At 62.1% G+C, this 21,365-nt stretch carries 23 protein-coding genes; 21 read left to right on the forward strand and 2 right to left on the reverse strand.

Annotated elements, in window-relative coordinates; translation table 11 throughout:
- The first annotated feature begins 6 nt into the window (after positions 1–6).
- The 16 genes from RIN49_RS11875 (at position 7) to yajC (ending at position 14,780) form a co-directional block, all read left to right on the forward strand.
- Positions 7–2,436, forward strand: coding sequence for a Na+/H+ antiporter subunit A (locus RIN49_RS11875; RefSeq protein WP_309120538.1), 2,430 nt, complete (start codon positions 7–9; stop codon positions 2,434–2,436).
- Complete coding sequence (locus tag RIN49_RS11880) at positions 2,426–2,848, forward strand: Na(+)/H(+) antiporter subunit B (RefSeq protein WP_375295240.1); 423 nt, start codon at positions 2,426–2,428, stop codon at positions 2,846–2,848. The genes RIN49_RS11875 and RIN49_RS11880 overlap by 11 nt, the downstream gene beginning before the upstream one ends.
- 1 nt (position 2,849) lies before the next feature.
- Positions 2,850–3,188 (forward strand): Na(+)/H(+) antiporter subunit C, encoded by a 339-nt coding sequence (locus RIN49_RS11885; RefSeq protein WP_138192868.1) that lies wholly within the window; start codon positions 2,850–2,852, stop codon positions 3,186–3,188.
- Complete coding sequence (locus RIN49_RS11890) at positions 3,181–4,653, forward strand: Na+/H+ antiporter subunit D (RefSeq protein ID WP_309120386.1); 1,473 nt, start codon at positions 3,181–3,183, stop codon at positions 4,651–4,653. The genes RIN49_RS11885 and RIN49_RS11890 overlap by 8 nt, the downstream gene beginning before the upstream one ends.
- Before the next feature lie 6 nt (positions 4,654–4,659).
- A complete protein-coding gene (locus RIN49_RS11895) occupies positions 4,660–5,136 on the forward strand; it encodes a Na+/H+ antiporter subunit E (RefSeq protein ID WP_309120387.1) in 477 nt (158 codons plus the stop codon).
- A complete protein-coding gene (locus tag RIN49_RS11900; RefSeq protein ID WP_309120388.1) occupies positions 5,136–5,432 on the forward strand; it encodes a Na(+)/H(+) antiporter subunit F1 in 297 nt (98 codons plus the stop codon). Before RIN49_RS11895 ends, RIN49_RS11900 begins: the two co-directional genes overlap by 1 nt.
- Positions 5,404–5,781: a monovalent cation/H(+) antiporter subunit G gene (mnhG, locus tag RIN49_RS11905; RefSeq protein ID WP_309120389.1), complete on the forward strand. Its 378-nt coding sequence runs from the start codon at positions 5,404–5,406 to the stop codon at positions 5,779–5,781. Before RIN49_RS11900 ends, mnhG begins: the two co-directional genes overlap by 29 nt.
- Before the next feature lie 154 nt (positions 5,782–5,935).
- Positions 5,936–7,018: a LysM peptidoglycan-binding domain-containing protein gene (locus tag RIN49_RS11910; RefSeq protein ID WP_309120390.1), complete on the forward strand. Its 1,083-nt coding sequence runs from the start codon at positions 5,936–5,938 to the stop codon at positions 7,016–7,018.
- 145 nt (positions 7,019–7,163) lie between these two features.
- Positions 7,164–7,796 carry a BofC C-terminal domain-containing protein gene (locus tag RIN49_RS11915; protein ID WP_309120391.1) on the forward strand — a complete coding sequence of 211 codons (633 nt, stop codon included), beginning with the start codon at positions 7,164–7,166 and terminating at the stop codon, positions 7,794–7,796.
- Between the two features lie 132 nt (positions 7,797–7,928).
- Complete coding sequence (gene ruvC, locus RIN49_RS11920) at positions 7,929–8,438, forward strand: crossover junction endodeoxyribonuclease RuvC (RefSeq protein WP_309120392.1); 510 nt, start codon at positions 7,929–7,931, stop codon at positions 8,436–8,438.
- Positions 8,435–9,082: a Holliday junction branch migration protein RuvA gene (ruvA, locus tag RIN49_RS11925; protein ID WP_309120393.1), complete on the forward strand. Its 648-nt coding sequence runs from the start codon at positions 8,435–8,437 to the stop codon at positions 9,080–9,082. Before ruvC ends, ruvA begins: the two co-directional genes overlap by 4 nt.
- A 21-nt stretch (positions 9,083–9,103) precedes the next feature.
- Positions 9,104–10,117: a Holliday junction branch migration DNA helicase RuvB gene (gene ruvB, locus RIN49_RS11930; protein WP_309120394.1), complete on the forward strand. Its 1,014-nt coding sequence runs from the start codon at positions 9,104–9,106 to the stop codon at positions 10,115–10,117.
- Positions 10,114–12,225, forward strand: coding sequence for a SpoIID/LytB domain-containing protein (locus RIN49_RS11935; RefSeq protein ID WP_309120395.1), 2,112 nt, complete (start codon positions 10,114–10,116; stop codon positions 12,223–12,225). The genes ruvB and RIN49_RS11935 overlap by 4 nt, the downstream gene beginning before the upstream one ends.
- Positions 12,226–12,230: 5 nt before the next feature.
- Positions 12,231–13,280: a tRNA preQ1(34) S-adenosylmethionine ribosyltransferase-isomerase QueA gene (queA, locus tag RIN49_RS11940; RefSeq protein WP_309120396.1), complete on the forward strand. Its 1,050-nt coding sequence runs from the start codon at positions 12,231–12,233 to the stop codon at positions 13,278–13,280.
- Positions 13,281–13,313: 33 nt separating this feature from the next.
- On the forward strand, positions 13,314–14,453 hold the full coding sequence (gene tgt, locus RIN49_RS11945) for a tRNA guanosine(34) transglycosylase Tgt (RefSeq protein WP_309120397.1): 1,140 nt from the start codon (positions 13,314–13,316) through the stop codon (positions 14,451–14,453).
- A gap of 30 nt (positions 14,454–14,483) precedes the next feature.
- Positions 14,484–14,780: a preprotein translocase subunit YajC gene (yajC, locus tag RIN49_RS11950; protein WP_309120398.1), complete on the forward strand. Its 297-nt coding sequence runs from the start codon at positions 14,484–14,486 to the stop codon at positions 14,778–14,780.
- Positions 14,781–14,859: 79 nt separating this feature from the next.
- Here yajC and RIN49_RS11955 read toward each other — a convergent pair whose 3' ends face one another.
- Positions 14,860–15,252, reverse strand: a complete 393-nt coding sequence (locus RIN49_RS11955; protein WP_309120399.1) for a TIGR04086 family membrane protein — start codon at positions 15,250–15,252, stop codon at positions 14,860–14,862.
- A 200-nt stretch (positions 15,253–15,452) separates the two neighbouring features.
- Between RIN49_RS11955 and RIN49_RS11960 the strand changes: the two genes are divergently transcribed.
- Complete coding sequence (locus tag RIN49_RS11960; RefSeq protein ID WP_309120400.1) at positions 15,453–16,142, forward strand: DUF421 domain-containing protein; 690 nt, start codon at positions 15,453–15,455, stop codon at positions 16,140–16,142.
- 3 nt (positions 16,143–16,145) lie between these two features.
- Here RIN49_RS11960 and spoVB read toward each other — a convergent pair whose 3' ends face one another.
- On the reverse strand, positions 16,146–17,705 hold the full coding sequence (spoVB, locus tag RIN49_RS11965) for a stage V sporulation protein B (RefSeq protein WP_309120401.1): 1,560 nt from the start codon (positions 17,703–17,705) through the stop codon (positions 16,146–16,148).
- A gap of 168 nt (positions 17,706–17,873) precedes the next feature.
- Here spoVB and RIN49_RS11970 point away from each other — a divergent pair, with 168 nt between their 5' ends.
- The 4 genes from RIN49_RS11970 to RIN49_RS11985 all read left to right on the forward strand — a co-directional run bounded on the left by RIN49_RS11970 (position 17,874) and on the right by RIN49_RS11985 (position 21,356).
- On the forward strand, positions 17,874–18,161 hold the full coding sequence (locus tag RIN49_RS11970) for a post-transcriptional regulator (protein WP_238392346.1): 288 nt from the start codon (positions 17,874–17,876) through the stop codon (positions 18,159–18,161).
- A gap of 126 nt (positions 18,162–18,287) precedes the next feature.
- A complete protein-coding gene (gene secD / locus RIN49_RS11975; RefSeq protein WP_309120402.1) occupies positions 18,288–19,520 on the forward strand; it encodes a protein translocase subunit SecD in 1,233 nt (410 codons plus the stop codon).
- A complete protein-coding gene (gene secF / locus RIN49_RS11980; protein ID WP_309120403.1) occupies positions 19,510–20,400 on the forward strand; it encodes a protein translocase subunit SecF in 891 nt (296 codons plus the stop codon). The genes secD and secF overlap by 11 nt, the downstream gene beginning before the upstream one ends.
- Entirely contained in the window at positions 20,397–21,356 is a 960-nt protein-coding gene (locus tag RIN49_RS11985) for a cation diffusion facilitator family transporter (RefSeq protein ID WP_309120404.1), read from the forward strand. The genes secF and RIN49_RS11985 overlap by 4 nt, the downstream gene beginning before the upstream one ends.
- Positions 21,357–21,365: the final 9 nt, after the last annotated feature.

Consider the following 21,365-nt stretch of genomic DNA (forward strand, 5'->3'; position numbering starts at 1 on the left):
TCTTTCATGCATCTGGCCGTGGCGGCGCCTTTCGCCTACGCGGCGATCGTTCCGCTGCTTCATCGGTGGTTCCCGCGCGTACATACCGGATGGTTCGTTCTGCCGTTGCCCGCCGCCTTGTTCGCTTATTGGCTATCTCGGTTCCCGGGCGTCCGCTCCGGGGTCGACGAGGAGGCTCGGCTTCCTTGGATTCCGTCGTTAGGGATCGATCTTTCGTTTCATCTGGACGGACTCAGCCTGCTGTTCGTCCTGCTCATTACGGGCATAGGCAGTTTAGTTACGTTGTATTCGATCTTCTACTTGTCCAAGACGAAGGAACGGATCGGCCGCTTTTACGTCTATTTGCTGTTGTTCATGGGAGCGATGCTCGGCGTCGTGCTGTCGGACAACCTGATCGCGTTGTATGCGTTCTGGGAGCTGACGAGCTTGTCCTCGTTCTTATTAATCGCGTTCTGGCATCATCGGGAGCGGTCGCGGTACGGCGCGCTCAAATCGATGATGATTACGGTGCTTGGCGGATTCGCGATGCTTGCGGGATTCGTATTGCTTTACGTCATGACGGGTACATACAGCATTAGGGACACGATTCCCCAAGTCGGCGCCCTCGCCGCGCAGCCGCTCTTCTACTGGGCCATGGCGCTCGTGCTGGTCGGCGCGTTCGCGAAGTCGGCGCAGTTCCCGTTCCATATCTGGCTGCCGGACGCGATGGAGGCGCCGACGCCGGTCAGCGCGTATTTGCACTCGGCGACGATGGTCAAAGCCGGCCTTTACCTGGTCGCTCGGTTGACGCCCTTGTTCGGCGGTACGTCGGAGTGGTTCTGGCTGGTGTCGGCGTTCGGTGTCGCGACGTTGTTCTGGGGCTCCTTCCAAGCGGTTAAGCAAACCGACCTTAAAGCGATTTTAGCGTTTTCCACGGTGAGCCAGCTCGGTTTGATCATGTGCCTGCTCGGGCTCGGTTCGGCGGCGCTTGCGTTCGAAGGGAAGGTTTCGGACGTGTACGTGCTCGCGATGACGGCTGCGGTGTTTCACTTGGTGAACCATGCAACGTTCAAAGGCGCGCTCTTCATGGTCGCCGGCATCGTCGATCACGAGACGGGCACCCGAGATATCCGCAAGCTCGGCGGATTGGCGGCGATCATGCCGATTACGTTCACGTTCGCCGTCGTCGGAGCGGGGTCGATGGCCGGCTTGCCGCCGTTCAACGGCTTCCTCAGTAAAGAGATGTTCTTTACGGGCGTGCTGAACGCTTCCCGGATGAACTTCTTTTCGATGGAAGCGTGGGGCGCCTTGTTCCCGATCGTCGCTTGGACGGCGAGCGTCTTCACGTTCGTCTATAGCGCCGTCTTCGTCATGAAGACGTTCCTCGGGAAAGCGAAGCCGGAGCAGCTGCCGTCGAAGCCGCACGAAGCGCCGCTGGGCTTGCTGCTTCCGCCGGCCGCGCTGGTTTCGCTTGTCGTCGCGTTCGGGTTGTTTCCGGACATCGCGAGCTATGCCTTGATCGAACCGGCGCTGGCGTCGATCTATCCGTCGCTGCTCGCGCCGGGCGACGACTTCCATGTTCATATTTCGTTCTGGCACGGCTGGACGGCGGAGCTGTTCATGACGATCGGCGTCGTCGCCGTCGGCTCGCTGCTGTTTTGGCAATTGCGACGCTGGCTGGGGGTCTACGGCAGGCTCCCTCGGCATTGGTCGCTGAACGCGCTGTACGATCGAGCTCTGGAAGGGCTCGAACGCGGCTCGGCGCGATTGACGAATGCGTATATGACGGGGTCCGTGCGCCATTACCTTCTATACATATTCACGTTTCTGATCGCTGTCGTCGGATACGCGCTTTACCGCACGGGGGCCGTCGGCGCGATAGACCCGGGCTACTCCGGATATGCGCCGATCGGCATCTACGAGGCGATGCTCGTGACGGCGACGCTGCTGGCGACGTTGTCGGTCCCGTTCGCCCGCTCTCGCATGACGATGATCATCCTGGTCGGCGCGGTCGGGTATATGGTGGTGTTGTTTTTCGTCTTGTTCCGCGCGCCGGATCTCGCCCTCACGCAGATGATCATCGAGACGGTGTCGGTCGCCTTGTTTCTTCTATGTTTTTACCACTTGCCGAAGCTTCGGAAGGAAACGACCACGCGCCGTATCAAGCTGACGAACGCGGTCGTCGCCGTCGGCGTCGGCGCGATCGTCGCGATCGCGGCGTTGGCGGCGAGCGGAACGAGCGGGTTCGAATCGATCGCGGACTATTATCTCGAGGAAAGTTATCATCTGGGCGGCGGGAAGAACGTCGTCAACGTCATCCTCGTCGACTTCCGCGGCTTCGATACGCTTCTGGAAATCATGGTGCTCGGCATCGCGTCGCTCGGCATCTACGCGATGATCAAGCTGCGCGCGCCTCGGCAAGTCGACAGGAAGGGGGATTCGCCGAATGAAAGCTAACGACGTCATCCTAAGGACGACGGCCAAGCTGGTCGTCTTCATCATATTGGCCTTCGCGGCGCATCTGTTTTTCGCCGGACACAACGATCCGGGCGGCGGCTTCATCGGGGGACTCATTACCGCATCCGCGCTCGTGCTGCTCGCCCTCGCGTTCGATTTGAAGACGGTGCGCAACGTCGTACCCGTCGACTTCCGCATCGTGACGGCGATCGGCTTGCTCGTCGCCGTGCTGACCGGCGTCGGCTCGTTCGCGTTCGATCAACCGTTCCTGAGCCACACGTTCGCGTATAAAGAGCTGCCCTTCTTAGGGAAGAAAGAGCTCGCCACCGCCGTGCTGTTCGATCTCGGCGTCTACCTGGCCGTCGTCGGCGTGACGATGACGATCATTCTGTCGATCGGGGAGGATCGCTAACATGGAATTCATCATGTCGATCTTGATCGGCGCATTGTTTAGCGTCGGGACGTATCTGATCTTAAGCCGCAGTCTGCTCCGCATCGTGCTGGGTACGGCGATCTTGAGTCACGGGGTGCATCTGCTGCTGATGACGATGGCGGGCTTGAAGCGAGGCGCCGCGCCTTTGCTCGGGGAAGAGGCGGGCGCATACACGGATCCGCTCCCGCAAGCGCTCATTCTGACGTCCATCGTCATCAGCTTCGGCGTTACGGCGTTCTTCTTCGTACTGGCGTACCGCGCCTACCAAGAACTGCGGACGGACGATATGGAACTATTAAGGGGGGATGACGATGAATAACGCGGTCGTCTTGCCGCTGCTCATTCCGCTGCTCGCCGGCGTCGTTCTCGTCTTCTTCTCGAATGTTCGAGCTCAGCGGACGATCAGCGCCGTCGCGGCGGTTCTGAACGTGGCGGCGTGCGTTTATCTCGCGCAGCAGGTACGTACGGACGGGATCCAAACGCTGTACATGGGGGGATGGCTCCCGCCGTTCGGGATCGTCTTCGTGGCCGATATGCTGGGAGCGCTTCTTGCGTTAACGTCGGCCGTCGTTATGGCAGCTTGCTTGTTCTATGCGTTCCGAACGATCGGGGAGGGTCGCGAGAGGCACCATTTCTACGCGTTCGCCCAGTTTCTGACCGTAGGCGTGATCGGATCTTTCTTGACAGGAGATATATTCAACCTATTCGTCTGTTTCGAAGTGATGCTCATTTCTTCGTACGCGCTCATCGTGCTCGGCGGGGAGAAGCGGCAGCTCCGGGAGTCCATCAAATACATCTTAATCAACATCGTCTCTTCCATCCTGTTCGTGGCATCGATGGCGTACTTGTACGCGGCTCTCGGCACGCTGAATATGGCGCAGCTCGCGGTTCGCGTCGCCGAGACCGGACAGGGCGGAGGGCTTAACGTAGTGGCCGCTCTGCTGCTCGTCGTCTTTTCGCTCAAAGCGGGCCTGTTCCTATTTTTCTGGCTCCCTGGATCTTATGGGGCCCCGCCTTCGGTCGTCGCCGCCATGTTCGGCGGCTTGCTCACGAAGGTCGGCGTCTACGCGATCGTTCGGACGTTCACGTTGATCTTCGCGTACGACCCAGGGTTCACGCAGCCGCTCATCGAATGGATGAGCATCGGGGCGATGACGCTCGGGGCGCTTGGCGCAGTCGCCTACCGGGACGTGCCGAGAATTCTGATCTATAACATCGTCGTCGCGGTCGGATTGATCGGCTTCGGCTTGTCGGCGGCGACGGAAGCGGCGCTCGAAGGGGCCGTCTTCTATTTGCTCCACGACATGGTCGCCAAGGCGCTCGTCTTTTTGCTCGGGGGTTGGCTCATGACGCTCGCGGGTACCGAGAAGTCGGGGCGGATGGGAGGACTGATCGAAAAGGCGCCGGCGCTCGGATGGATGTTCTTCGCGACGGGCATGGCGATCGCCGGCGTGCCGCCGCTCAGCGGGTTCGTCGGAAAGCTCCTGATCGTGCAAGGCGGTCTGGAAGGCGGGCGCTACATCGGCGTCGCGGTCGCCCTCGCTACAAGCCTGCTGGTGTTGTTGTCCTTGACGAGGCTGTTCATGTCGGCGTTCTGGGGCGAGCAGAAGACGGACGAGCCCGCATCCGCCGTTCCGTCGGGATTGCTCGCGCCTTGCGCCTCGCTGCTTGCGGTCGTCGTCTTGCTGGGCGTCGGCGCGGAATGGGTCAACGCGTACGTTTCGCTTGCGGGCGAAGTGTTGGCGAGGCCGGAGCTGTACATCGAAGCCGTGTTAAAGGAGTAGAGACATATGGCCTTTCAGATCGTATTGAACGGATTGCTCGCGCTCATCTGGATGCTGCTCGCGAACGATATGACGTTCGTCGGTTTCGTCGTCGGGTACGTCATCGGCATGGCGTTTCTTTTCGCCCTCAGGCGATTTTTCAAAAAACCGTTTTACTTGCGCAAGGTGTGGGCGATCGTCAAATTGCTCGGTCTATTCCTGAAGGAGCTGGTGTTATCCAATATCGCGGTCATCGGGCATATCGTGCGTCCGAGGTTGACCGTTCGGCCCGGCGTGTTCGCGTATCGCACCGAACTCCGCTCGGATTGGGAAGTGACGCTCCTTGCGTGCCTCATCACGCTTACGCCGGGGACGCTCACGCTGGAAGTGTCTCCCGGACAAGATACGCTGTACATTCATGCGATCGACATCGGGGACGCCGATGAATTGAAACGACAAATCAAAGGCTCGTTCGAAAGGGCCATCCGGGAGGTGACGAGATAATGCTGGACGCCGCTTTGACGATCGCGCTGGCGATCATCTCGTTGTCGGTGCTGGGAGCGATCTACCGCGTGCTTCGAGGCCCGTCCATGCCGGACCGCGTCATCGCTCTCGACATGATCGGCATTCAACTGCTTTCGATCGTGGCGATCGTATCCATCATGCTCCGTTCGGAGTCGTACTCCGACATTATTTTGCTCATCGGCATCGTAGCGTTTCTCGGTACGGTGGCTTTCTCCAAATATATCGAAAGAGGGGAGGCGATCGAATATGAGCGGGACGGCGGGATTGATCGGTGAATGGCTTATCGCGGCATTGATTTTACTGGGCGCGGCGTTGTGCGCCGTCAGCTCGTTCGGTCTCATTCGGATGCCCGACGTGTACACGCGCTCGCACGCGGCGACGAAAAGTTCGACGTTGGGCGTCATGAGCATTTTATTGGGGGCTTTTCTATATTTCCTCATCGAGCATCAGGTGACGAGCGCAAAGATGCTGCTCGCGATCGCCTTCCTATTCGCCACGGCCCCCGTCGCGGGCCATATGATCGGTCGCGCGGCGTACCGATCGGGCGTGCCGTTGTCGGAACGCTCCGTGCAGGACGACTTGGCGAAGAAGCTGAAATCGGAAAACAAACGGCCGGGGTCGTAATATCGTTTCGCCGAAATCTCGCCAATATTGTTTTTTCGGATGTCAAACCGCCTTTCCTTGCATAAGATGTAGTGCACTAGGCGAACGCACAGCGCCCGCGGGCGCTGCGCGTCGCTCGGATACTTACATCTCAACTAGGAACAGGAGGGGACCTATGAAACTCCATATCGCGAAAGACGGAGATTCGATTAACGCCCTGTCGGAAAAATACGGCGTCGCGCGGGAGCGTATTCTCGCGGCGAATCCGCAGCTCGGGGGAACCGAGGCGCTTGCGCGAGGCGCGAAAGTGAAAATCCCGACGGGGCCGGTATTCATGTCGGCGTCCGGCGGAGCGCGGCAGCCGGAGCCGATCGCGCCGTACGCCGCCGCGGCGTTCGCGGGGCACCGCCAAGAAACGCAAGCGCAGGCCGCCGCCGAACCGGCGGCGGAGCTGCCGGAACCGACCTTGCCGACGACGACCGCGTCCATGCCGACCGTGTCGACCTTGCCGACCGTGCCGTCCGCCCCGCCGATCGCGTCGATGCCGTCGGTGCCGACGGCGTCGAACGCGCCGACGGCGGCGTCCGCGCCGGCGATGAATTCGGCGTCGCCGACGATCTCCCCCGCGGGCTCGGAGTCGCTGCCGTCTTACTATAAGACGGAGCCCGCCGTCGGCGACCAATCGCCGCTGCACGTGCAGTGGAGCGGCATGAACGACGGCCCCGCGGCGGAGCATCCGTTCGCGCCGCTGCCTACGCCGGTCGTGCCCGCGGGCGCGCCGACATTCTATCCGGGGCCGTTCGGCTACGGCCACGTGCCGGCCGCGCCGCCGTACGGCGCCTTCGGCCCGACGGATCCGTCGGCGTTCGCGACGTACGGCGCCATCCCGGAGCCGTTCCCGTCGCCGTTCCCATCGCCGTTCCCGCCGCCGTTCCAGGGGCACCCGTCGCCGGCGTCGCACGATTGCGGCTGCGGCGGCCCGGCCGTCTCGCGCCTGCCGTACGCGCTGCCGCTCCGCGGCGGCGAAGAACGCGCCTACGCGAGCGCGGCGCAAGGGCAAGCGCCCGAAGCGGCGCCGACGGCCGGGACGGCCGAGACGGCTCCTCCTGCCGCGAAGGCCGAGGCGAAGAAAGCGCGCTCCCGCAAGAAGAACGCGTGCGTCTCCTCCAGCGACGATCTGCTCCGCTCGTTCTTGAAGCGCGCGAGCGGCGTCCGCCGGTCGTCGCGCCGGAAGTCGAGGCCCTGGGTGAACGACTGATCCGGAGCCGAAGAAGCCCATCCGACGAAGGACTCGACGAAGCGTTCGGCGTATAGTCCCTACCGCCGCTGGCTAGAATAGGGAATAGAACCGATCGCAGCATTCGTCAGGGGTGAACGTAAGTTCAATGGGCTTCTTCGGTCATATGAAAAAACGGCTCAAAAAACGATTCCGCGTCGGTCGCCGCTGGCTTGCCTTAGGCATGCTCGCGCTGGCCGCGGGAATCGCATGGATATACGCGGACGCCGGTCCGAAGCTTGGGGCGCCGGGGAACGGGGACAGCCTGTCCGTCTTCTCGTTCCGCGAGAAGGCGCCGGCTTCGCCGAGCGATCTCGTGCGCGAGGCGTCGGTGACGGTGCGGCGGCTGTACGTGTGCGGCGAGGAGGACCAGCCGCTCGGCGTCCTGCCGCCGGAGCGGATCGCCGAGCTGGCGTCGGCGCACCCGGAGTGGGAGTTCGGCGCCGCGAACGACGGCGCGGTCGTCTTCACCGAGCATGTGGACGATCTGTCCGAGGCGTGCAAGCGGAACGCCTACATCGGGGTCGACGCGGCGGGCAGCTTGACGCTGTACGAGGGTCCGCCGCGGGAAGCGAAGGCGGTCAAGACCTTTTTCCAACTGGATGTCGAACATCTCGAGAGCGCGCTGCCGAGCGAGGTCGTCACGCAGCTGCGCGAAGGGATCCGCATTACGGATCTCGCGGATTACAACAGCGTCTTGTCGACGTTCAGCGATTTCGCGATCGACGAGACGGAGAAGGTCATGAAGCCGGAAGCGTAACGCGCCGAGCAGGATCATAACGGAATTACCGGAGAAAGACGAGAGGATGGACGCTCTCGTCTTTTTTTTGGTATGATAACCTTCTAGGAATACATATGTTCGTAAGGTTGCAGGACAAGGAGAGAGGAACTCTTGCGTATCATGGGGATCGACCCCGGCCTGGCCATCGTCGGGTTCGGGTTCGTCGATAAGAACGGCAGCAAGCTGTCGCCGATTCAGTACGGCTGCATTACGACCGAAGCGGATACGGATCAAGGAGTTCGATTGAAACAAATCTATGAATCTGCGGTCCAGCTCATAGACAAGTATAAGCCGGATGCCGTCGCGATCGAGAAGCTGTTTTTCAACAAGAACGTGACGACGGCGCTGTCCGTCGGGCAAGCGCGGGGCGTGCTTATCCTGGCGGCCGTGCAGCGAGGGCTGCCGATCGCGGAATATACGCCGTTGCAAGTGAAGCAAGCCGTCGTCGGATACGGCAAGGCGGAGAAACGTCAGGTGCAGGAGATGGTGCGCATGTTCCTGAACCTCGTCTCGATTCCGAAGCCGGACGACGTCGCGGACGCGCTCGCGGTAGCCATCTGCCACGCGCATACGTCCACATTCCACGATCGATTGAACGGAAACGGAGTACATAAGCCATGATCGATTTTTTACGGGGCAAACCCGTCGTCGTCGATACCGATTTCGTCGTGCTCGACGTGCACGACGTCGGGTATCGCGTCTTTTGTCCGAACCCGTACGCGTTCGCCGGCAAGGCGGACCAGACGGTTACGTTGTTCATCCATCATCACGTTCGCGAGGACGCGGTGCAGCTGTTCGGCTTCGCCACGCGAGAGGAGCAGGCGTTATTCCGCAAGCTTCTCGACGTGACGGGCATCGGTCCGCGCGTCGCGGTCGGCGTCTTGTCGGGGGGCGCGCCCGAGCGGATCGTCGCCGCCATTCAGAGCGACGATCTGACGTTCCTGACCCGTCTGCCGGGCATCGGCAAGAAGACGGCGCAGCGCATCGTGTTGGATTTGAAGGATAAGCTGGACGGCATCGGCGTCCCCGTCGCGCTCGGCGTAGGCGCGGCCGGCTCGGCGGGCGCGGAAGCGGCCGCTTCGACCGGCGCGGGTTCGGCCGGCATATCCGTCGCCTGGCGGGAAGCGAAGGATGCGCTCATGGCGCTCGGCTATACGGACGCCGAGACGGAACGCGCTTGGCGCGACGTGAAGGCGAAGGCCGGCGAAGGCGACGGCGCGGACAAGCTGATCAAGCTTGCGCTGCAGTCGCTCTACCAGGCGTAATACACGGAAGAGAGGGCAACCATGGAGGACGATCGCATCATCTCGGCCCACTTGATGATGGAAGACTCGCAAGTGGAATACAGCCTCCGCCCCCGGTACTTGTCCGAATATATCGGGCAGGGCCAGGTGAAGGAAAACTTGAAAATTTACATCGAAGCGGCCAAGCTTCGCCGGGAGAGCCTCGACCACGTGCTGCTGTACGGGCCTCCGGGACTCGGCAAGACGACGCTGTCGAACATTATCGCCAACGAGCTCGGCGTCAATATCCGGACGACGTCGGGACCCGCCATCGAGCGGCCCGGCGATCTCGCCGCGATCCTGACGAACCTGCAGGAGGGCGACGTGCTGTTCATCGACGAGATTCACCAGCTGCATCGGACGGTGGAGGAAGTGCTGTACCCGGCGATGGAAGATTTCGCGCTCGACATCATTATCGGCAAGGGACCGAGCGCCCGCTCGGTCCGTCTCGATCTGCCGGCGTTCACCTTGATCGGCGCGACGACGCGGGCGGGCATGCTGTCCGCGCCGCTGCGCGACCGGTTCGGGGTCGTCAGCCGGCTGGAGTATTATAACGTGGATGAACTGACGTTCATCGTATCCCGCGCCTCGGAAATTCTCGGCGTGCAGATCGCCCCGGACGCCGCGGCCGAAATCGGCATGCGCTCCCGCGGCACGCCGCGGATCGCGAACCGACTGCTGAAGCGCGTGCGCGACGTCGCGCAGGTGAGGGGCGACGGCGTCATTACGAAGGCGCTCGCCGATACCGCACTACAGATGATTCGCATCGATGCGCTCGGCCTCGACGAGATCGATCATAAGATGCTGAAGGCGATGATCGTCAATTTCGACGGGGGACCGGTCGGACTCGACACGATCGCCGCGTCGATCGGAGAAGAAAGCCGGACGATCGAGGACGTGTACGAGCCGTATTTGCTGCAGATCGGCTTCTTGCAGCGAACGCCGCGCGGGCGCGTCGTGACGCCGGCGGCGTATCGCCATCTCGGCTACCCGCCGAAGAAGGGGGCGGAAGGATGAAACACAAGTTTTGGCTCGCGGCCGTCGTCTCGGCGGCGCTGCTCGCCGGCCCGGCGCTGCCGGCCGCTCCCGCGTTCGCGGACGGGGGAGAGACGGAGGTTCATGTCGCGCTTTACGTGAAGACGAACAATTACAACGCTTCGACCGGCGCGGTCACGTTGTCCGCGGAGGGCGGACTCGTGTTGTCGGACGCGGCCGCCGGCGTCGATTGGCTGCGCACCGCGGACGCTTCCGCGGTGCGGGCGACGACGGACGGCTACCGCGTCGTCGTCGTCGAGACGCCGGAGGCGGCGAAGGCCGCGGCGTTCGCCGCCGACGCGAAGAAGGCGGGCCAGCCGGTCGCCGTGTTCGAGCGGACGAAGGGCGGCAAGCCGCTGTACGCCGTCGAGGCGGGGCCGTACGCGACGAAGGCGGCGGCGGAGGCGGGGCGCACGGCGCTCGCGGGCAACGCCGCGGTCGCGACGCGGCTCGCCGGCGCGTCGATGACGCTGCGCGGCCCGTTTTACGCGCGGGCGAGCGCCCATGCTTCGGAGGCGGAGGCGCTGGCCGCCGCCGCGCCGCTGTGGGACGCGGGCGTCTACGCCGTGCCGGCGTTGACGAGCGAGGGCGGCGTCGTCCGCTACGAGCTGTGGATCGGCGGCGCGGCGGACGACGCCGGGCTGCAAGAGCGAATCGCGGCGGCGGCCTCGGCGAAGCCGGGTCTCGCGGCGGTGCCGGTCGCGGCGACGGTGCGCTACGTCGCGCTGCGGAGCGACCGGGTCGGCGACGCAAGCCTCGCGCCCGCGACGCGGCATGCCGCCGTCGGCGGCGACGGCGCCAAGCTGACGGCGACCCCGGCGAAGGACGGCGGAGCGGTGCGCGTCGCGGAACGGTTCGCCAGGTCGTACCGCGGCGCGATCGACGTCTTCGCGCACAACGGCGCGCTCGCCGTCGTGAACCGCGTCGGCCTAGAGTCGTACGTCGCCGCCGTCGTCGGCGCGGAGCTCGACGCTTCGTGGCCGGTCGAGGCGCTGAAGGCGCAGGCGGTCGCCGCCCGGACGTACGTCTTGAAGCAAGGCTGGAAGTACGGCGTCGCGAACGTGACGGATACGACCTCCGACCAAGCGTATCGCGGCATCGAACGGGAGTTTCCGGTCATCCTCGCCGCGGCGGAGGCGACGGCGGGCGAGCGGCTGACGCTGCCGGGCGGCGCGCTGCTCGACGCGTTCTACTCGAGCAACGCCGGCGGCCGAACCGCGGATCCGCTCGAGGTGTGGGGCGCCCCGATCCCGGGACTCGCCTCGACGCCGAGCCCGGACGACGCGGCCGAACGGAACAAGCTCCTATGGTACCGCGTCGTCCTGCCGGACCAGCGCATCGGGTACATCCGCTCCGACCTCGTCAAGCTGACCGGCGCGACGAACAAGGCAGGCTTCCCGCTCGGCACCGTCGCGGAGGACGCGGTGAACGTGCGGACCGCGCCGTTCGTCAACAACGACACGAATCCGTCGATCGCCTCGCTCTCCAAGGGAGCGGGCGTCACCGTCATCGACCGCGACATCGAATCGACCGCCTATCAGTGGATCCGAGGGCCTATCGACGCCTCGCGGCTGCAGCTGCAAATGAACGCTAGCGGCGTGGCGCCCGGCGTCGTCGCCGGCCTGGGGACGCCTTCCTCGATCGAAGTGACCGAGCGCGGCGCGGCCAGCGCTCGCGTGACGGAGGTCGTCGTTAACGGGAAGGACATTCCCGTGACGCGGCCCGAGCAATATCGGACGCTGTTCGGCCTGCCCAGCAGCCGCTTCGAGGTCGAACAGACGGGCGCGGTGACCGTGCTCGGCGCGGACGGCAAGCGGACGGAGCTGTCGTCGACCGCCGCGCAGCCGCTCTCCGCGATCGGCGCGAACGGCGTGAAGAAGACGCTGTCGGCCGAAGCGTATTTGATTTCGAACGGCGACGGTACGGCGCGCGTAGCGACGCGCGGCGCGGCGTTCCGCTTCCACGGCACCGGCTTCGGGCACGGCCTCGGCATGTCCCAATGGGGGGCGTTCGGGCTCGCCGAGATCGGGTATGACTACAGGAAAATCTTGTTATACTACTATAAAGACGCAAGCGTAACGAAGGAATGAACCCAGTGAACGTAGATCAGTTCGATTTCGAGTTGCCGGAGCGGTTAATCGCGCAGACGCCTTTGGCGGAGCGCACGGCCTCCCGGCTCATGACGCTGGATAAGCGCACGGGGGCGGTCGGCCACAAGCACTTTTCCGATCTTATCGATTTTCTACGCCCCGGCGACCTGCTCGTCATGAACGATACGAAGGTGCTTCCAGCTCGGCTGTACGGCTGGAAGTCCGATACCGGCGCCAAGGCGGAGCTGCTGCTTCTGAAAGATCTGGGCGGCGACCGGTGGGAGACGCTCGCGCGTCCGGGCAAGCGCCTCAAGCCCGGCGCCGTCATCCGATTCGGGGAAAGCGAGGACCGTCCGCTTCTCGAAGCGACGGTCGAAGCGGAGACGGAAGGCGGCGGACGCATCGTCGCCTTCCGGTACGAAGGCATCTTCCTCGAAGTGCTGGAACGGCTCGGCACGATGCCGCTGCCGCCGTACATTAAGGAACGCTTGGACGACAAGGACCGCTACCAGACCGTATACGCGAAGCATCCGGGCTCGGCGGCGGCGCCGACGGCCGGGCTTCATTTCACGGCGTCGTATCTCGACCGGATTCGGGCGAAGGGCGTCCGCACCGCGCCCGTCACGCTCCACGTCGGCCTCGGAACGTTCCGGCCCGTGTCGGTCGAGACGGTCGACGAGCACGTGATGCACGAAGAGTATTACGAAGTGCCCGCGGAAACCGCGAAGCTCGTGCGGGAGACGAAGGCGAACGGCGGCCGCGTCGTGGCCGTCGGGACGACGTCCGCGCGCACGCTCGAGACGACGGGCGCGCGCATTCTCGCCGGCGAAGGCGAAAGCGACGGGATTCGCGGATGGACGAGCATCTTCATCTATCCGGGCTACGAATTCCGCGTCGTCGACGCGCTGATCACCAACTTCCACCTGCCGAAGTCGACGCTGCTCATGATGATCGGCGCGCTCGCGGGCACGGAGCGGGTGCTTGCCGCTTATAAGGAAGCGGTGGAGCGGGAATATCGCTTCTTCAGCTTCGGCGACGCGATGTTCATATCTTAAGCAGGGGATTAGAAGGGAAGTAGGGGTCTGACGATGGCTGCGATAACGTACGAATTGATTAAAACCTGCAAACAAACCGGAGCGAGGCTCGGACGCGTACATACGCCGCACGGCAGCTTCGACACCCCGACGTTCATGCCCGTGGGCACGCAGGCGACCGTGAAGACGATGAGCCCCGAAGAAGTGAAAGAGATGGGCGCGGGCATCATCCTAAGCAATACGTACCACCTGTTTCTCCGTCCCGGCCATGAGCTGATCAAGGAAGCGGGCGGACTGCATAAGTTCATGAATTGGGACCGCGCCATTCTGACGGACAGCGGCGGCTTCCAAGTGTTCAGTCTAAGCGAGCTTCGGAAAATTACCGAGGAAGGCGTTCACTTCCGTTCGCATCTGAACGGCGACAAGCTGTTTATCGGCCCGGAGAAGGCGATGGAAATCCAAAACGCGCTCGGCCCCGATATCATGATGGCGTTCGACGAATGTCCGCCGTGGCCGGCCGACGAAGCGTACGTCAAGCAATCTACCGAACGGACGTCGCGCTGGGCGGAGCGATGCCTGAAGGCACATGCGCGGCCGGACGACCAAGGCTTGTTCGCGATCGTGCAGGGGGGCATGGTTCCCGAGTATCGCAAGCAGAGCGCTGCGGATTTGACTTCCATGGATTTCCCGGGGTATGCTATTGGTGGACTGAGCGTAGGAGAACCGAAGCATCTGATGTACGAGATGCTGGAGGTGACGACCCCGCTGCTGCCGACGAACAAGCCCCGCTATTTGATGGGCGTCGGTTCGCCGGACGCGCTCATCGAAGGCTCGATGCGCGGCGTCGACATGTTCGACTGCGTCTTGCCGACGCGGATCGCCCGGAACGGGACGACCATGACGAGCCGGGGACGTCTCGTCATTCGCAACGCCGCCTTCGAACGAGATTTCGGTCCGCTCGACCCGGCATGCTCGTGTTATACGTGCCGTAACTATTCCAGGGCGTATCTTCGCCATCTGATCAAGGCGGACGAGACGTTCGGCATCCGTCTTACGACGTATCACAATCTTTATTTCTTGATCGACCTTATGCGTCAGGTGCGCCAGGCGATCGCCGAAGACCGGCTCGGGGATTTCAAGGAAGAGTTCTTCGACCGCTACGGTCTCAACGCCGAGAACGCTCGGGGATTTTAACCCGACGACATAGAAGGAGGAATTGTACATATGTTTTTGTTGACAGGGGAACCGGCAGGACAAGGAAATATCTTGATGTCGCTGCTCCCGTTCGTGCTCATGTTCGCCATCTTCTATTTCCTGCTCATCCGTCCGCAGCAGAAGCGCGCCAAGACGCGCAACATGATGCTCGCGAACGTGAAGAAGGGCGACAAGGTCGTTACGGTCGGCGGCATGCACGGCAAGATCGTCGAGCTGACGGACGATACGATGGTGCTGCTCGTGAACGACACAACGAGATTGACGTTCAATCGCAGCGCGATCGACACCGTCGTAACGAGCGCGTAAGCTCCATAACGATGAATATCGAAACCGCCCCGAGTCGAAACTCGGGGCGGTTTTTTGCATCCTTTTTCGTAGCGCGCGCTTATCTTCTTAAGTTGACCCCGATCATGCCGCCCAACGCGCCGGCCGCGAACGAGAGGAGCAGCAGCACGAGCGTGTAGACCGTGAACGCCGCGTCGTAGCTCAGAAAGCCGACGAGGACGACGATCGCGCTGTACAGCACGCCCATCATGCCGCCGTAATACCAACCCTTGCGGCCCGCGCGATTCCCTGTGACCAAGCCTCCGATAAAGAGGGAGAGGCTGTGAATGATGTACACGGACGTCTCCATCGTGCCTTCCTTCGCGCCGGTAAACTTGTAGATCGCGGACGCCACCACCGTGGCCGCCGCCATGCACGCGAGCGAAACCATCAGCCCCCGGAGGACGGGGGAGCCCGCCTTCACGCCGGAAGACACGCTTTTCATCGGATTCATTCGTCATCGACCTCCGCCAACGATTTTATTCGAGTTCCGTCTTGCGTCGAATACACCCTAATACACCATATGGCCAAGCCGCCCGAAATAGACCAAGCTTCCAAAACTTACGTCGCTCGCGATTGCATGCGCCCTCGCGACGGCGGTGACAATACCCAATGCACGCTTCGCCGCAGCAGAGATTTCAAGGAGGGAGACGCATGGAGGCGGTCACGATCTTTTCTCGGACGGTGTTGATCTATTTCGTCATCTACCTTGCGATCCGAATGATGGGGAAGCGAGAAATCGGGAAGCTGTCCGTCTTCGACTTGGTCATCTCGATCATGATCACCGAGCTCGCCGTCATCGTCGTCGAAAGTCCCGAGCGCCCGCTCTGGGAGGGCATCGGCCCGATGCTGCTGCTCGCGCTGCTGCAGATCGCCATCGCCTTCGCCACGCTCAAGAGCCGGCGGCTGCGTCTCCTCTTCGAGGGGAAGGCGAGCCCGCTCATCTCGAACGGCAAGCTCGACCGAGAAGAAATGAAGAAGCAGCGCTACAGTCTTGACGACTTGATGCTGCAGCTGCGCGAGAAGAACGTGATGAACGTCGCCGACGTCGAATTCGCGGTGCTCGAGCCGACCGGGCGGCTCACGTTGATGACGAAGGACGAATACGATATGAGGAAAACGTCCGACGAAAAGGACGGGAAGGCGCCGCCGGACTTCCGGTTCGTCGGGCCGCCGGTTCCGCTCATCATGGACGGGAAAGTCCAGAAGGAAGGGCTCGAAAAAATCGGACAAACCCGGTTTTGGCTCAAACGCGAGCTGGAGTCGCGCGGCGTCAAGGACGCCAAGGACGTGTTCCTCTGCACGATCGATCATCGCGGCCGTTGGTTTATCGATAAGAAATAAAGGTTACTTTCGGCGAGGGAACGGAAGCCGTCCGACGTCGTCCTTGTCGACGAGCTTCAGCAGCACGACGAAGACGAGGTACAGAGCGACGGCGCCGACCCCGGCGGACAGAAATCGAAGCAGCGGAGACGGGTGCCATTCCCCGAGGAAGATCGCATGCGCGGCCCAGCCGGACGCTCCCGCCGCGACGGCCGTCTTCAACACGTCCCCCAGCGGAAAATAATATTTCACCAGCCGCACGACGCTGTTCCAATGCAAGATCGTAACGAGCGCGATGTTCACGTTGATGGCGGCGAGCACGCCGTAGATGCCGAATTCCGGCCGGGTCGCGAGAAGGTAGATCAGCGTCAGCTTGATCGCCGCGCCGTAGAACGTATTGAGCAGCGCGGTGCCCGGCCGGTCCAACGCCTGCAGCGTCGCCTGCAGCGGTCCTTGAAAATATAAGAAGACGGCGACCGGCGCCATGAGTTTGAGCATGCCGCCGACTTCGGCGTCGTTGTACAGGAAGAAGCAGATCGGCTCGGCTAATACATACATAAGCACGGCGAACGGCGCGCCGCTCACGAGCGCGAGACGCAAGCTTTGATGCAGCCGCTTGTGAATCAGCCTCGTGTCGCCGCGCGCGGCCGCTTCGGCGAGCGTCGGGACGAGCGACACCGATAAGGAATACGTCAGCACGCCGGGGAGCAGCAGCACCGGGATGACCATGCCCTGCAGCGAGCCGTATTGCGTCGTCGCGGCCGCGACGGCCACACCGGCGATCGCGAGCGCCTTGACCGTCATGACGGATTCGAGGAAATACGAGGCCGACCCGACCATGCGGCTGCCCGTCACCGGGATGGCGATGCGCAGCATCTCTTTGAAGGACGCGGCCAGCCTTCTCGGCGCGCCGGAGACGCCGATCGCAGCGGTGTGGAATGCTTTGTAAGCGGAGCGAGTGCGGAAATATTGGTATACGATGACGGCGAGTCCGCACACTTCCCCCACGGTGACGCCGAACATCGCCCCCGCCGCGGCCATCGCGACCCCGTAAGGCAGCAATGCGTAAGCGAAGACGAGCATCGCGACGATGCGCGCGACCGTCTCCGCGGTTTGCGAGAGGGCCGTCGGCACCATGTTTTGCCGGCCTTGGAAGTAGCCGCGGAACACGGCCGATACGCCGACGACGAGCAGCATCGGGCTCATGGCGAGAAGGGTGTAGTACACGCGCTCGTCGTTCAGCAGCTCCTGCGACAGCCACTGGGCGCCGAGCAGGAGCGCGCCCGTAAACACGACGGCGAGCGATACGGCGAAGACGAGCGACAGGCGGAGCACGTCTTTGGCTTTGCGCTCGTTGCCTTCCGATTCCGCCGCGGCGACGAGCTTGGCGACGGCGAGCGGAATGCCGCCGGTGATGACCGTCAGCAGAACGACGAGCAACGGATAGCCGAGCTGGTACAGACCGACGCCCTCCGCGCCGACGACGCGCGGCAGCGTAATGCGGGGAACGAAGCCGAGAATTCGGTTGAGGAGTCCGGCGGCGAGCAAGATCATCGTGCCGCGAATGAAGGATTGCTTGGTCATGGAAACACGCGCCCTTTCCCGATAGAAAAGCTGCCGCTTATACAAGCGTTCCTTACAAGGTTATGAGGCGTGTCCCTCCGACATGCGTCCGAATATGGACGACCCGCCCACGACGTTTCGATTTGTGCTATGATAAGGATATTCGATTCTACGGAGGGACGTTGGCGCATGACCGAATGGGAGCGGGACGACGAGACCGGCGTTGAGCCGATGAGCGAGGAAGCCCTGAACGCAATGATCGAGGAGATTTGCAACAGCAAGGCGGACGAGTTCCACATGCTCGGCTACGAGAGCGTCACCGGCAAGGACGTATGGGATTGCGTCAGCTCCAAATACAAGGAATTGCCGCCGCTGCATCGGCTCGTGAACGACATTATGTCGCTTCGGGCGACGGGGCTGATGAACTGGATGACGCTCAGCGTGTGGAAACAAGCGGAGAGAGAGCCCCGGCCGTAGCGCGGCCCGGGCCCGGAGGCGCGGCTTCGGCTGCGCCTTTTGTCGTGTAAGGGTTTTTTGACTCGCTTTTTGACGGTGGGTATAATGAGACTATTGGACACAGGGAAGGGAGCAAGATAGGCTGCCATGGATAAGAAACGACTTACGGCATTTATCCTGATCGTGCTCGTTACGCTCGGCGTCGTCGCGGGGACGAGCCTGCCGATCGCGCAGAGCATCAAGCTGGGGCTCGATTTGAAGGGCGGGTTCGAGATTTTGTATGTCGCTTCGCCGTTGGAAGAAGGGACGGAAGTGACGCAGGACTCGCTTCGCGAGACGGCGCGCAGCCTGGAGGAGCGAGTGAATAAGCTCGGCACGACCGAGCCGGAGATTACGCCCGAGGGCACGGACCGCATTCGCGTCAAGATCGCGGGCGTGACGAACGAGGCGGAAGTTCGGGAAATTCTGAACAAGCCGGCCGAATTGACGTTCCGCGGACCGGACGGCACGAAGGAGATGCTCGGCAGCGACTTCGTTCAAGGCGGCGCTTCGGTGCAATTCGACCAAGCCGGGCAGCCATACATTCAACTTCAAGTCAAGAACGCCGAGAAGTTTCGCCAAGTGACGGAGAAGCTGCTGGGACAACCTCTGGCGATCTATCTGGACGAGAAGGAGCTTTCCGCGCCGATCGTGCAAAGCGTGATCGCCAATGGGCAAGCCTCGATTACAGGCCGTTATACGTTTAACGAAGCCAAGGAGATCGCCGACGTCATTAATTTAGGCGCGCTTCCTTTGAAGTTGACGGAAAAGTACACGCAGAGCGTCGGCGCGACGCTCGGACAGCAATCGCTGGAACAGACGTTGCTTGCCGGCGTCGTCGGCTTGATCGTCATCCTATTGTTCATGGTAGTCGTATATCGCATTCCGGGACTGCTCGCGTCGATTTCGATCCTTGCGTTCACGTGGCTGCTGCTGCTGGCTTTCCGCTTAATGGGCGTAACCTTGACGCTCCCGGGCATCGCGGCGTTCGTGCTCGGCATCGGGATGGCGGTCGACGCGAACATCATTACGTACGAGCGGATCAAGGACGAAATCCGAAGCGGCAAGAAGGTTTCGTCGGCGCTTCGAGCCGGCTCGAAGAACAGCTTCCGAACGATTATGGACGCGAACCTGACGACGATCATCGCCGCAGCGGTCATCCTGTTCCTCGGCTCGAGCTCGGTGAAGGGCTTCGGCGTCATCCTCATCGCGAGCATCGTGGCGAGTATCATAACGAACGTCTTCTTCTCGCGCTTGCTGCTTAGCCTCCTCGTGCGGAGCAGAGCGGTCGAACATCCGAAATATTTCGGCGTGAAGGAGGACGAAATCAGTGCGTTATAAGATCCATCTGGACTTCATCAAGCATCGAAAGAAATTTTTTATTTTTTCGATCGCGTTGACCGTCATCGGCATCGTCATGCTCGCTGCCGCAGGGCTTAATTACGGCGTCGATTTCCGGGCGGGCACGAACATGGACGTCGAGGTCGGCAAGCCGATTACGGCCGAGCAGGCGGAACGCATCGTCGCCGAAGCCGGCTTCGAAGGCGTGCATCCGACGATCGGCGGAGACGGGGACCGCGTGACGATCCGCTTCCCGGAGACGCTGACGCAGCAAGAAGTGGAGAAAGTCGAAGGCCTGTTCAAAGCCCAATTCGGCGATCAAGTGTCGCGAGAAGTGAATTCCGTCGATCCGGAGCTCGCGCGCGAGCAGCTGCGGCACGCGATCATCGCGGTGCTGGTCGCGAGCGTCGGCATCATCTTGTACGTGAGCATCCGGTTCGAATGGCGATTCGCCATCGCCGGCATCGTCGCGCTTCTCCACGACGCGTTCATCGTAATCACGATCTTCGCCATTTTCCGGTTGGAAGTGAATCTCACGTTCATCGTCGCGGTCTTGACGATTATCGGGTATTCGATTAACGATACGATCGTCATTTTCGACCGAATCCGAGAGAACCTCCGCTTCGCGAAGCTGAAGTCGGACGGCGACCTCGCGCTCGTCGTCAATAACAGTATCTGGCAGACGTTCACCCGATCGATCAATACCGTCGTGACGGTGCTCGTCGCCGCCGTCGCGTTGTTCATCTTCGGCAGCGAGTCGATCCGCCTGTTTTCGCTCGCGATCATCATCGGACTCGTGGCCGGCGCATATTCTTCCATAGGGATCGCGTCGCCGATTTGGTACGTATTGAAAAAAGGGAGCCTCGGGAGGTCGAAATGACGCAGCAACGTTTCGCCAAGGCGGAATTCGCCGCTTGGCTCGGCATCTTCGGAAATTTGGCGTTAGCCGTCATGAAAGGCGTCGTCGGGTTCCTATCCGGCAGTCAAGCGTTGATCGCCGACGCCGCCAACTCCGCTTCCGACGTTGCCGGTTCGTTCGCCGTGCTGATCGGACTTCGCGCCGCGAAGCGCCCGCCGGATAAGGACCACCCGTACGGGCACGGCAAGGCGGAATCGATTGCGGCGATCATCGTGTCGGTATTGCTCTTGCTCGTCGGTTTCGAGGTAGCGAGAACGGCCGTTGTGACGATCTTCTTCAGCGAGGGTCCGATTCCGATACCGGAATCATACGCCATCTGGGCGTTGGCCGTCGCGATCGTCGTGAAAGAAATTTTATTCCGGTATAAATTCCGGCTCGGGAAGCAGTTGAATTCCCAAGCGCTCATCGCAACCGCCTGGGATCACCGCAGCGACGTCATGGCGTCGGGCGCGGCGCTGATCGGCGTCGCCGGCGCGGTGCTCGGAGGCATGTACGGCATCGGCTGGCTCGCCTACGCCGATCCGGTCGCCGGATTGTTGGTCGCGGCGCTCGTGCTTCGCATGGGCTACAAGCTGATCATGGAATCGATTCACAACACGCTGGATCACGTCTTGCACGCGGAGGATGCGGAAGAGCTCGTGACCGCCGCACAAAACGTGAAAGGCGTCATCACGGTCGACGAGCTTCGCGCGCGCGAACATGGCCACTACGTTATCGTAGACGCGAAAATCAGCGTAAACCCGAGAATTACGGTGCTCGAGGGTCACGATATCGCGAAAGCGGTCAAACACGAGCTGATGAACAAGTTCAGCCACGTATCCGACGTGTTCGTACACGTAAATCCGTACGACCCGGGGTTCCCTTATAAGATCGACGGGGACGCCGCGCAGGACGATTATCCGTCGCTGCTGCATTAATCGATAGAC

Source organism: Paenibacillus sp., assembly GCF_031177825.1.
Classification (GTDB): Bacteria; Bacillota; Bacilli; order Paenibacillales; family YIM-B00363; genus Paenibacillus_AE.

Excerpts from the sequence above, each read along its gene's own strand:
- RIN49_RS11875 (WP_309120538.1), top strand. The coding sequence starts at position 7 with ATGCATCTGGCCGTGGCGGCGCCTTTCGCCTACGCGGCGATCGTTCCG.
- RIN49_RS11880 (WP_375295240.1), top strand. The coding sequence starts at position 2,426 with ATGAAAGCTAACGACGTCATCCTAAGGACGACGGCCAAGCTGGTCGTC.
- RIN49_RS11885 (WP_138192868.1), top strand. The coding sequence starts at position 2,850 with ATGGAATTCATCATGTCGATCTTGATCGGCGCATTGTTTAGCGTCGGG.
- RIN49_RS11890 (WP_309120386.1), top strand. The coding sequence starts at position 3,181 with ATGAATAACGCGGTCGTCTTGCCGCTGCTCATTCCGCTGCTCGCCGGC.
- RIN49_RS11895 (WP_309120387.1), top strand. The coding sequence starts at position 4,660 with ATGGCCTTTCAGATCGTATTGAACGGATTGCTCGCGCTCATCTGGATG.
- RIN49_RS11900 (WP_309120388.1), top strand. The coding sequence starts at position 5,136 with ATGCTGGACGCCGCTTTGACGATCGCGCTGGCGATCATCTCGTTGTCG.
- mnhG (WP_309120389.1), top strand. The coding sequence starts at position 5,404 with ATGAGCGGGACGGCGGGATTGATCGGTGAATGGCTTATCGCGGCATTG.
- RIN49_RS11910 (WP_309120390.1), top strand. The coding sequence starts at position 5,936 with ATGAAACTCCATATCGCGAAAGACGGAGATTCGATTAACGCCCTGTCG.
- RIN49_RS11915 (WP_309120391.1), top strand. The coding sequence starts at position 7,164 with ATGAAAAAACGGCTCAAAAAACGATTCCGCGTCGGTCGCCGCTGGCTT.
- ruvA (WP_309120393.1), top strand. The coding sequence starts at position 8,435 with ATGATCGATTTTTTACGGGGCAAACCCGTCGTCGTCGATACCGATTTC.
- ruvB (WP_309120394.1), top strand. The coding sequence starts at position 9,104 with ATGGAGGACGATCGCATCATCTCGGCCCACTTGATGATGGAAGACTCG.
- RIN49_RS11935 (WP_309120395.1), top strand. The coding sequence starts at position 10,114 with ATGAAACACAAGTTTTGGCTCGCGGCCGTCGTCTCGGCGGCGCTGCTC.
- tgt (WP_309120397.1), top strand. The coding sequence starts at position 13,314 with ATGGCTGCGATAACGTACGAATTGATTAAAACCTGCAAACAAACCGGA.
- yajC (WP_309120398.1), top strand. The coding sequence starts at position 14,484 with ATGTTTTTGTTGACAGGGGAACCGGCAGGACAAGGAAATATCTTGATG.
- RIN49_RS11955 (WP_309120399.1), bottom strand. The coding sequence starts at position 15,252 with ATGAATCCGATGAAAAGCGTGTCTTCCGGCGTGAAGGCGGGCTCCCCC.
- RIN49_RS11960 (WP_309120400.1), top strand. The coding sequence starts at position 15,453 with ATGGAGGCGGTCACGATCTTTTCTCGGACGGTGTTGATCTATTTCGTC.
- spoVB (WP_309120401.1), bottom strand. The coding sequence starts at position 17,705 with ATGACCAAGCAATCCTTCATTCGCGGCACGATGATCTTGCTCGCCGCC.
- RIN49_RS11970 (WP_238392346.1), top strand. The coding sequence starts at position 17,874 with ATGACCGAATGGGAGCGGGACGACGAGACCGGCGTTGAGCCGATGAGC.
- secD (WP_309120402.1), top strand. The coding sequence starts at position 18,288 with ATGGATAAGAAACGACTTACGGCATTTATCCTGATCGTGCTCGTTACG.
- RIN49_RS11985 (WP_309120404.1), top strand. The coding sequence starts at position 20,397 with ATGACGCAGCAACGTTTCGCCAAGGCGGAATTCGCCGCTTGGCTCGGC.